This window comes from Mesorhizobium sp. M4A.F.Ca.ET.022.05.2.1, from assembly GCF_003998845.1.
GTDB lineage: Bacteria > Pseudomonadota > Alphaproteobacteria > Rhizobiales > Rhizobiaceae > Mesorhizobium.
Genome location: NZ_RZOJ01000014.1, coordinates 26,244 through 36,072 on the forward strand (window position 1 = coordinate 26,244; position 9,829 = coordinate 36,072).

Consider the following 9,829-nt stretch of genomic DNA (forward strand, 5'->3'; position numbering starts at 1 on the left):
TGACAGGAGGCCGGATTGGCGTCCTTACGTCGCGCTGATGTTTTGCTGATCCTTTGCCCGAGGCAGGCTGGAAAGATGCCGGCGATCGCCGGGCGATCGAGATCGTGCCTAGCCGACCAGCGCCAGCTTGTTCGCTGCAGGTGCAAAAGGCCGAATGCCCATGCCGTCCGCCGTCATGGTGACGAAGCTCGACGGCGGGATCGCCTGCCACTCGCCGCCGTCGCGGTCGAAGGGTTCGGAAACGATGCAGCGGCCCGCGCCGTTGCGGAAGACGGAGGTGTAGAGCGTCGGCGCATGATCGTCGGTGGCGTAGCGCACGGCATAGAGCGCCTGGCCGTTGGAGAAAGCAGCCGTCAGCTTCAGCGCCGGCTCGAGGCCAGCGCGGCGCGAGGCGTCCAGCACGCGACTGGTGGCGCGCGACACCGCGCCTTGCGGGTCTTCGGACAGACCCTCGTCGATCATCAGGAGAAAAAAGAGCTCGGAATCGGTGGTGCCCTCGCGCTGGTCGAAGACGGCGTCGCAGAGCGAATTCTCCAGCGCGCGGCGGATCTTCTCGAAACCACCGATCTGGCCGTTGTGCATGAACGACCAGCGGCCGGAGATGAAAGGATGGCAGTTCATGCGGCTGGTGGCGCCGCCGGTCGAGGCGCGCACATGGGCGAGGAACAGGCCGGACTTGATCTGCCGGCACAGGCTCTTCAGATTGGGGTCCGACCAAGCCGGCAGGATGTCGCGATAGAGGCCGGGCTCGGGCCGGTCGCCATACCAGGCAAGCCCGAAACCGTCGCCATTGGTCGGCGACTTGGCTTCCTGGGCGCAGTGGCTCTGGGCGATCAGCGAATGGCAGGGCGCGGTGATGATGTCTTCGAGGAAGACCGCTTCACCAAAATAGGCCGCCCACCGGCACATCGCATTCCACCGTTGCTAGGCGCGGTCCATCAGAGCCTTGGGCTCCTTGACCGCGTGTGAGCCTCTGTTGTGCGTCCGCTCATAGAGCTCGCGGACGATTCGGCTGGCGGTAGTCTCGAACAGAAATGGCAAGAAAGCGTGAACGAGCGCCGCGCCCGCGGCCAGCGACAGGCGCGAGCAGAACCAGGCGGCGAAGGCCATGTGGCTGAAATAGGTCTCGCCCACCTTGGCCGGGTGAGAGGTGAACAGCTTCGAAAACGTCGTCATGGTGATCCCTCCTGCCGGGATGAGCCCCGATGCTGAGTATCGTGCCACGGGTCAAAGGTTCATCGATCCCAAATTGTCCTTGCGATGAGCAACAATTTGGGACATTCATCCCAGGATGAGCATAGAAATCGATGAAATCGATCGAAGATTGCTGGCGGAGCTGCAACGCGACGGTACGTTGTCGGTCGATCAGCTGTCGGAGCGGGTGGCGCTGTCGCGCAATGCCTGCTGGCGGCGGGTCAAGCGGCTGGAGGAGGACGGCGTCATCATCGGGCGCGTGGCGCTGGTCGATGCCGACAAGCTCGGGCTCGGCCTCTCCGTGTTCATCCTGGTCCGCACCTCCAACCACGATCCGGACTGGCTTCAGAAGTTCCGCGCGGCGGTGACCGGCTTTGCCGAGATCACCGGCGTCTACCGCATGTCGGGCGATCTCGACTATGTACTGAGAGCCCGCGTCGCCGACGTGAAGGCCTATGACCGGCTCTACCAGCGGCTGATCGCCAAGGTGGCGCTGTCGGATGTCTCGGCCTCCTTCGTCATGGAGGAGATCAAGGAAACGACGGTCGTGCCGGTGGAACTGCGCTGAGCAGGAACCGCCTCGAAAGAAAGGCGTTGATAGCGTTGCGGCCGGGTTGACCTTTCCGGCACTCGCGCCGATAGGAATGGGCTCATGCGCACAGCTGTCTATCCCTCCCCCGTCATCGGCCCCTCCGTCGGTTTCGTCAGGCTTCCGCATGGCGAAGGCCTGCCGCTGCCGGCCTATGAAAGCTCAGGCGCCGCCGGCATGGATTTGCGCGCCGCGGTACCGGATGACCGGCCGCTGCTCATCCTGCCTGGGAAACGCGCGCTGGTGCCGACCGGGCTGATCGTGGAAATCCCGGAAGGCATGGAAGGCCAGGTCCGGCCGCGCTCCGGTCTTGCCTTCAAGCACGGCCTTACCGTTCTCAATTCACCCGGCACCATCGACAGCGATTATCGCGGCGAGGTCAAGGTGCTGCTGGTCAATCTCGGTGACGAGGACTTCGCGGTGACGCGCGGCATGCGCATCGCCCAGATCGTCTTTGCCGCGGTGACGCAAGTGGCGATCGAGGAGCGCTCGCTCGCTGGCGGCACGGCGCGCGGGGCGGGCGGCTTCGGGTCGACCGGCACGGCCTGATGTCTGTACCAAAGCTGGTCATCTTCGACTGCGACGGGGTCCTGGTCGACACCGAGAACCTTGCCAACCGGCGCCTCGCCGAGTGGCTGAGCGGCGCCGGCTTCGCCACCACCTTCGAATATTGCCGCAAGCACTTCTCCGGCCGCAGCATGGCCTCGGTGCAGAAAGAGATCGAAGCGGCGACCGAGGTCAGGCTCGGCGTCGATTTCGTCGACCGCTGGAACGCCGGCCTGCCGGACCTGTTCGCGCATGGCGTCGAGGCGATCCCTTATGTGCGCGACTTCATCGAGAAGGTCCGCGCCGCCGGCATCGCCTACTGCGTCGCCTCATCGGCTCGGGTGTCGAAGATGCATATCACGCTCGGCCAGACCGGGCTGCTGCCGTTGTTCGAGCACGCCATGTTTTCGTCGACCATGGTCGGGCGCGGCAAGCCGTTTCCGGACCTGTTTCTCTACGCGGCAAAGACGATGGGCTTCGCGCCGGCCGACTGCATCGTCATCGAGGACAGCGTCGCCGGCACTGAGGCCGGCATCGCCGCCGGAATGCGCGTCTTCTCCTATCACGCCGATCCCTATTCCGACCCGCATGGTCTGGAAGAGGCCGGCGGCATTCTGTTCGACGACATGCGCGCGCTGGCCGGGCTGGTGCCGATCGGCTGAGCCGGTTTTCAGCCTTGGGGCCTGGCTTTGCGTTTCAAGACTCCGCGCTGGAGTGGTTGATCGGTGATGGAAACGCAGAACCACCTCTTTTGTTTCGACGCAATCCGGACGGAAAACCGCTTCACACTTTTCCTCGAATTGCTCTAGCGTAGGCTCTCTCGGGGGGCGCCCGCACATATGATCTCCATTTTGTTTCGCTTCATTCTCGCTTGCCTGCTCTTGCCCTGGATTTGGGCGACGGCAGACGCGCAGACCGCCAGCTTCCCGGAACTGAGCAGCGCCGTCCCTAGCCATCCGGACGTCACCTATCTCGACCTTGCCAACTTGGTCGTCCCCGTTCTCGCCGGCACTTCGCCGATCAAGATCCGCCCCATCAGCGGTGACGCTGATGACGAGGCGCCGCCTTCGACCGGCGACCTGTCGAGCGCCGCCGTCCTCGATATCAAAGCCGGCGGCAAGGAACGGCTGACGATGCTGTTCGACCTCGGGCAAGCCTCCGACAGCGCCGAGGGTTTCGCTGTGCTGGCGCTCTACGACCTCGGCGGCAAGCCGGAATTGCTCGACGCGGTCAATGTCGCCACCGATCGAAGCACATTTTTTCGCGAACCGGCCAGGCTTTCGATCAGCGCCGGCGATGACGCCGTCGTCATCACCAGCACGCATTTCAATTCGAACCAGGGCTACGTCAGCACGTTGCTGCTCATGGTCCGCAGCGACCGCTTCGAGCTGGTCGACACCATCAACACGTTCGATGAAAACTACTGCTACAAGCGGACGCAGGATCTTGCCTTCAAGACGCTCGCGGACGGCCGGCGCTATGCGGCGATCAAGGCGACGGTGACCGACGCCACGGTGCCGGGCGAAGACTGCGAAGACGAGCAGCCCAAGGCTTCGTCGCACAAGATCTCTGTGACCTATCGCTGGAGCAAGAAGGCGTCGCGCTACGTGCCTAGTTCCAAGGCGTTCGAGCGTCTGTCAGCAGAGAACCAGAAACGCTTCTGAGCCAGGCGCATTCGTTTGCCCGGTTGAAATCGTCGCGCTAGACTCCGCTTCACAAGTCCACATATGAGGGAAGCATCCATGGACAAGGGCAAGATCTTTCGCGACCTGCACGCCTCGACCTTCGTCATGCCCAATCCCTGGGATATCGGCACGACAAAGCTTCTCGCCTCCTTCGGATTCAAGGCGCTGGCGACGACCAGCGCCGGCTTTGCCTTTTCGCGCGGCCTGCCCGACGGCGCGGTGACGTTCGACGCGATGATCCATCACTGCCGCGAGGTGACGGCGGCGACCGCTCTTCCAGTTTCGGCCGATCTCGAACGTGGCAAGGGCGACAGCCCCGAACAGGCGGCAGAGACCGTTTTCGCGGCCGAGGCGGCCGGCCTTGCCGGCTGCTCGATTGAGGACCACACTGGCGATCGGGAGAAGCCGATCTATGATTTTTCGCACGCCGTAGAACGCGTCGCCGCCGCTGTCGAGGCGGCGCGGGCGCTGAAGCACGATTTCGTCTTCACCGCGCGGGCCGAGAATTTCCTGTGGGGCCGGTCCGATATCGATGACACGATCAAGCGGCTGCAGGCCTTCGAGCAGGCCGGAGCCGACGTGCTCTACGCGCCGGGCTTGAGCGACGTCGAGACGGTGCGGATCGTCTGCTCGTCGGTGACCAAGCCGGTCAACGTCATGGCGCGGCCGGGCTTCGCCGTCGCCGACCTCGCCCAGGCGGGTGTCAAGCGCATCTCGCTCGGGCCCTGGCTGACCAATTTCGCCTTCGGCATGCTGGAGACCGCGGCGCGCGAGATCCAGCAGGACGGCACCTTCGGCTTCACCCGCGCCGCCATGCCGTTCGGCAAGCTGCAAGCGCTGTTCGGCAAGAACGGCGACTGACCGAAAAGGTCATCCTGGCCGGCGCGCTGACACCGCCTTGTGCAGATGCACCATCATGGCGGCGGCGAAGAGCGGCGTCAGCAGGTTGACGACCGGAACGGCCAGGAAAGCGGCGATGACCAGCCCGGCCAGGAACACGGTGCCGGCATACTTCCGGCGCAAGGCCTTAGCTTCGGCCTCCGGGCGGAAGCGCATGGCGGCGAATTCGAAGAACTCGCGCCCGAGCAGATAGCCGTTGACGATGAAGAAGGCGGCGATGTTGATGCCCGGCACCAGGAGCAGCAGCAGGGCGATGATGTTGCCGAGAACAACGACGCCAAAGAATTTTATCGCCAGCACCAGCGAGTGCAGCGCCGGCACGGGACGGCCGGGCGGGTCGTCCGGATAATCGGTGCGCTCGACCACTTCGGCGACGTCGTCGAGGAACAGGCCGGCGATGATCGCCGTCACCGGCGCGACAACCAGCGCCATCCCCATCGCCAGGACGATGCCGGCGACAATGGCGCCCAGCCATCCGGCCCAGGACGGCAGCCCAGGCAGAAGCGTCTGCAGCCACGGCCAGGCCAGCCATCCGAGCAGGCTCTCGATGCCGAACCAAAAGGCCACCAGCGCCAGCAGGGTCAGCCCCAGCGTCTTCAGGAAGACGGAACGGAATTCGGGCGAGAACAGCCGGCTGGCAGCGGCGCGGGCGGCGTCGAGGATCACGGCGTCTCCAACCCCTCATTGACTAAGACGCTTCCGAGATAGGCACCCTTGTCGAGCAGCGCAACTATTGCGCAAGTTTCGTCTGCCGGGCGGGGATGGTCATCGCCGCGACGCCGACAACGACGAAACCCATGCCGAGCCAGGCCGTCGGACCGAGGCTCTCGCCAAGGAAGAGAGCGCCGATGCCGACGCCTATCGGCACGCGCAGATAGGCCTGCGATGTGGTGCCGACCGAGCCCAGCGTGTGGATAAGGCGGAAGAAGATCGAGAAGGCGAGCGCGGTCGAGAAGACTGAAAGTCCGATCAGGGCGAGGATCGACGCGGTCGATGGCGAGAGCGTCCAGGGCCGGTCGAAAACAAGGCTCAACGGAATCAGCATCGCCGCGCCGCAGATCATCGAGCCGGCGGCCGGCAGCATTGGGTCAAGCCCTCTGAAGTTGCGCCCGAAAATGGCCGCGCCCGCATAGCTGACGGTAGCGGCGACGACGGCAAGCTGTGCCCACAGCTGATGGCCGAGACCGCCGAGCGCCTCCGTGCCGACGATCAGGCAGATGCCGGCAATACCGGCGCCGACGCCGACCAGCTTGCGCAGCGTCACCGGCTCGTGGCGGGTGATCAGCGCGGTCAGGAGGAAGGTGAAGATCGGCGAGGTGGCGTTGAGGATGGTGGCGAGGCCGGCATCAATGGAGCGCTCGGCGGCGGCGATCAGGGTGAAGGGCACGACGCTGTTCAGGCAGGCCTGGAAGGCGAAGCGACGCCAGGTTGCGGCGTCCCTCGGCATGGCGAGGCCGCGCCAGCGGATGATCGCCAGCAGGATGGCGCCGGCGATCAGGGTGCGGGCGGCGATGAAGGTCACCGGCGGGATCGTCTCGACGCCAACCTTGATGAAGGTATAGGACGCGCCCCATAGCAGCGCCAGCACGGCAAGCAGCGACAGTTCGGTGGTCATGTCGGTCTTTGCGGGCATTGCTGGTTCGTGCTCTCAGAAACTTCGCTCGGATCGCTTCTAGCCGACGGCCAGGCGGAAATGTTTCGATCCGGATGCAACCATAGCCGTCATCATCACGGCCGATATGGTCCAGTTTTATGCGATGGCTGCAACAGCCGGCAAATAGGCGCGGCCATTGACCGGCATGGCGGAACCCAATGCCGATTTTCGGGGTAGGCAAAAGGGCGGCAACTCGCTAGACCCGCGCCCGGCCGGCGTGGCAGAAAGCCGGCAGGTTCCAAGGCGGAGAGATTGATGCCGGATTATGACGTGCTTTGCATCGGCAATGCCATTGTCGACATCATCGCCCAGTGCGACGAGGCCTTCCTCGAGACCAACGGCATCATCAAGGGCGCGATGAACCTGATCGACACCAGGCGCGCCGAACTGCTCTACAGCCGCATGGGCCCGGCGATCGAGGCCTCCGGCGGCAGCGCCGGCAACACGGCGGCTGGCGTTGCGAGCTTCGGCGGCCGCGCCGCCTTCTTTGGGAAGGTCTCCAACGACCCGCTCGGCGAAATCTACACCCACGACATCCAGGCCCAGGGCGTCGCGTTCGACACCAAGCCGCTCCAGGGCCAGCCGCCGACGGCGCGATCGATGATCTTCGTCACGCCGGACGGCGAGCGCTCGATGAACACCTATCTCGGCGCCTGCGTCGAGCTTGGCCCGGAAGATGTCGAGGCCGACAAGGCCTCCGGCGCCGCGGTCACCTATTTCGAGGGCTATCTGTGGGACCCGCCGCGCGCCAAGGAAGCGATCCGGCAGACGGCAAGACTGGCGCATGCCGCCGGGCGCGAAGTGTCGATGACATTGTCGGATTCCTTCTGCGTCGACCGCTACCGCGACGAGTTCCTCGACCTGATGCGCTCGGGCACCGTCGACATCGTCTTCGCCAACAGCCACGAGATCAAGTCGCTCTACCAGACCTCGTCCTTCGAGGACGCGCTGGAAGCGATCCGCAAGGATTGCAAGATCGCCGCCGTCACCCGCTCCGAAAAGGGCTCGGTCATCGTGCGTGGCGACGAGACCGTCACCATCAATGCGACGACGATCCGCGAACTGGTCGACACCACCGGCGCCGGCGACCTCTATGCCGCCGGCTTCCTCTACGGCTACACCGCAGGACGCAGCCTCAAGGAATGCGGCGACCTCGGCTCGCTGGCGGCCGGGCTGGTGATCCAACAGATCGGGCCGCGCCCAAGGCAGAATTTGCGCAGCGCGGCCCAATTGGCGGGGCTGCTTTAGCCTTCATTGCATTGGGCGCGTCGAACGACGCCAACTGTCGCGCGCCTGTCATAGAGCGCACCTACACGCAAACCGAGGCGTCCCGCGACTGACATTTCGGGATGTCCAGTTGGGGTGCAAAAAAATGCAAGACAGCAACCTGTCGGGTCGCTGTGTTTGTCGTTGCTGCCATTTTTGCTTCCTGCTGTAGCCATTTCAATCGGCCGCAGCTGGGGAGGAGAGCGCGTGGCCCGCAAGACAGACACATGACCAGATTTCAAAATCCGACGGATGGGACATCGCAGGATGCCTTGGCGGGCCTCGTCGCCGAGGCGGTGCAGCAGGCACTGGCCCAGCACGGCGTGCTCCTCGATCCGCAAGCGCTGGCTTCAGCCAGCGCCATCGCCGGCGGTTTCGCCGCCGCCTTTCCCTTCCTGCCGCAAACACAGCGGCTCGCGATCGGCTCCCTCAAAGGCGATTGGACCGCGCTTGCTTCCGCGTTCTTCAGCATGACCGCCAACAAGGCCGCGCGTGGCGGCACGGCAGACGCCGGCCGTAGCACGGCAGACGCCGGTGGGGCGGATGAGCACCCGGTGCCGCCATCCGCGACCGGGAAGCCCCCGTCGCCGCGCGAGCGCCAGCGAACCAACGATCTACAATCCGTGCTGATCGAGGATTGGGCGGGCGAAGTCGCAGGATCGACCTATCTGGAAGAGAATTTCCGCATACCGCGCTCGACCCTGCATCGCTGGCAACGGCGAAACGAGGTCATTGCCTTGCGCAAGGGTGGCCGCAAGCATGTCTTTCCGCTGGCCCAGTTCGTCGACGGCAGGCCGGCCGCGGGGATCAGAGAGCTGCTGGCGGTGATCGCCAATCCGAGGCTGGCCTGGTTCTGGCTGACCCGCCCTTCGCCCGATCTCGATGGTCGCACTCCCCTTGAAATGCTCAAGCACGACAGGGTGCGCGAAGTCATGCTGGCCGCACGCGACTTTTCGCCGACCAGCAATCCCAACGGCTCGCGAGTTTGATTTTTTTCTTTCAAATCAATTAGTTAAACGGCGGTTGCCGCGTCATTAACTAGTCGGCTAATGGTATTTCATGGAACAGTCATCGTTGGATGTATCCCAGGTTGTGTAAATCTATAGTTACGTTTCGTTTGTACAACTTGTGCCATTTGTGCCAATTTCGACAATATATTCGTGGTATTTACGCAACAATACTTTTCCAAGATTCCAAAAGCCGCTTTTATGACACAATCTCTGTTGAACCGCGCTGCGACATGGGTCATGTGGAGCGCGAAGAAGCGGCGCGATGCGCGTCTTTTTCAACCGTGGGGACAGGGGGCGGCAACGCTGCCTTTCAAGAGATCAAACCCGTTTTAACTTTTGACTGGAGATTCAGAAAATGAACATCAAGAGCCTTCTTCTCGGCTCAGCTGCGGCCCTGATCGCAGTTTCCGGTGCGCGCGCCGCCGACGCCGTCGTTGTCGCCGAGCCGGAGCCGGCCGAATACGTCAAGATCTGCGACGTCTACGGCTCGGGCTACTTCTACATCCCCGGCACCGAAACCTGCCTTCGCATCGGCGGCTATGTCCGCTACGACATCGGCATGGGCGACGTCGGCTCGTTCGACGGCGCGAAGTCCTTCGACCACCAGGACGGTGACCAGCAGGACACCTGGAAGAAGAATGCCCGCTTCACCTTCAAGACCTGGACCGGCCAGGAAACCGAGCTCGGCACCTTGAAGACCTACACCGAAATGCGCTTCAACTTCGGCAACAGCAACGGCTATGGCACCCTCGCCTCCGGCAATCCCGCCGTCGACAAGGGCGTCTCGGTGAAGTTCGCCTGGATCCAGCTCGGTGGTCTGCGCGTCGGTAAGGACGAATCGGCGTTCGATTCGTTCATCGGCTACGCCGGCAACGTCATCCAGGATACGCTGGTTCCGTACGGCGATTTCGACACCAACGTCGTCCAGTACTACTTCGACGCCGGCAACGGCTTCTCGGCCGTGGTCTCTCTCGAAGAGGGCTCT

The 9,829-nt window shown here is 63.7% G+C and carries 12 protein-coding genes; 8 read left to right on the forward strand and 4 right to left on the reverse strand.

Annotated features, from left to right (window positions below; all coding sequences use genetic code 11):
• Positions 1–108 precede the first annotated feature (108 nt).
• Together EN745_RS03480 and EN745_RS03485 are read right to left on the reverse strand one after the other, a co-directional pair.
• The gene (locus EN745_RS03480) at positions 109–909 is read right to left on the reverse strand and encodes a class II glutamine amidotransferase (protein ID WP_126056792.1); all 801 of its coding nucleotides are present in this window, start codon (positions 907–909) and stop codon (positions 109–111) included.
• A gap of 15 nt (positions 910–924) precedes the next feature.
• A complete protein-coding gene (locus EN745_RS03485) occupies positions 925–1,176 on the reverse strand; it encodes a DUF6356 family protein (protein ID WP_126056793.1) in 252 nt (83 codons plus the stop codon).
• 115 nt (positions 1,177–1,291) lie between these two features.
• On the opposite strand from EN745_RS03485, the gene EN745_RS03490 reads away from it, so the two are divergent.
• From EN745_RS03490 to EN745_RS03510, 5 genes are all read left to right on the forward strand, one after another.
• On the forward strand, positions 1,292–1,762 hold the full coding sequence (locus EN745_RS03490) for an Lrp/AsnC family transcriptional regulator (RefSeq protein ID WP_126056794.1): 471 nt from the start codon (positions 1,292–1,294) through the stop codon (positions 1,760–1,762).
• Between the two features lie 84 nt (positions 1,763–1,846).
• On the forward strand, positions 1,847–2,332 hold the full coding sequence (dut, locus tag EN745_RS03495; protein ID WP_127404763.1) for a dUTP diphosphatase: 486 nt from the start codon (positions 1,847–1,849) through the stop codon (positions 2,330–2,332).
• Positions 2,332–2,991, forward strand: coding sequence for an HAD family phosphatase (locus EN745_RS03500; protein ID WP_189347613.1), 660 nt, complete (start codon positions 2,332–2,334; stop codon positions 2,989–2,991). The genes dut and EN745_RS03500 overlap by 1 nt, the downstream gene beginning before the upstream one ends.
• Before the next feature lie 177 nt (positions 2,992–3,168).
• A complete protein-coding gene (locus tag EN745_RS03505) occupies positions 3,169–3,993 on the forward strand; it encodes a hypothetical protein (RefSeq protein WP_127420549.1) in 825 nt (274 codons plus the stop codon).
• 78 nt (positions 3,994–4,071) lie between these two features.
• On the forward strand, positions 4,072–4,875 hold the full coding sequence (locus EN745_RS03510) for an oxaloacetate decarboxylase (protein WP_126056798.1): 804 nt from the start codon (positions 4,072–4,074) through the stop codon (positions 4,873–4,875).
• Positions 4,876–4,884: 9 nt separating this feature from the next.
• Here EN745_RS03510 and EN745_RS03515 read toward each other — a convergent pair whose 3' ends face one another.
• Together EN745_RS03515 and EN745_RS03520 are read right to left on the reverse strand one after the other, a co-directional pair.
• Entirely contained in the window at positions 4,885–5,580 is a 696-nt protein-coding gene (locus EN745_RS03515) for a sulfate transporter family protein (protein ID WP_127420550.1), read from the reverse strand.
• Positions 5,581–5,644: 64 nt separating this feature from the next.
• Entirely contained in the window at positions 5,645–6,547 is a 903-nt protein-coding gene (locus tag EN745_RS03520) for an EamA family transporter (RefSeq protein WP_127420551.1), read from the reverse strand.
• Between the two features lie 276 nt (positions 6,548–6,823).
• Between EN745_RS03520 and EN745_RS03525 the strand changes: the two genes are divergently transcribed.
• From EN745_RS03525 to EN745_RS03535, 3 genes are all read left to right on the forward strand, one after another.
• Positions 6,824–7,816: an adenosine kinase gene (locus tag EN745_RS03525; RefSeq protein ID WP_126056801.1), complete on the forward strand. Its 993-nt coding sequence runs from the start codon at positions 6,824–6,826 to the stop codon at positions 7,814–7,816.
• A 290-nt stretch (positions 7,817–8,106) separates the two neighbouring features.
• The gene (locus EN745_RS03530; RefSeq protein ID WP_348627209.1) at positions 8,107–8,823 is read left to right on the forward strand and encodes a hypothetical protein; all 717 of its coding nucleotides are present in this window, start codon (positions 8,107–8,109) and stop codon (positions 8,821–8,823) included.
• A gap of 376 nt (positions 8,824–9,199) precedes the next feature.
• Positions 9,200–9,829 (forward strand): porin (locus tag EN745_RS03535; RefSeq protein WP_145991976.1); only part of this gene is annotated, 630 nt, incomplete at its 3' end.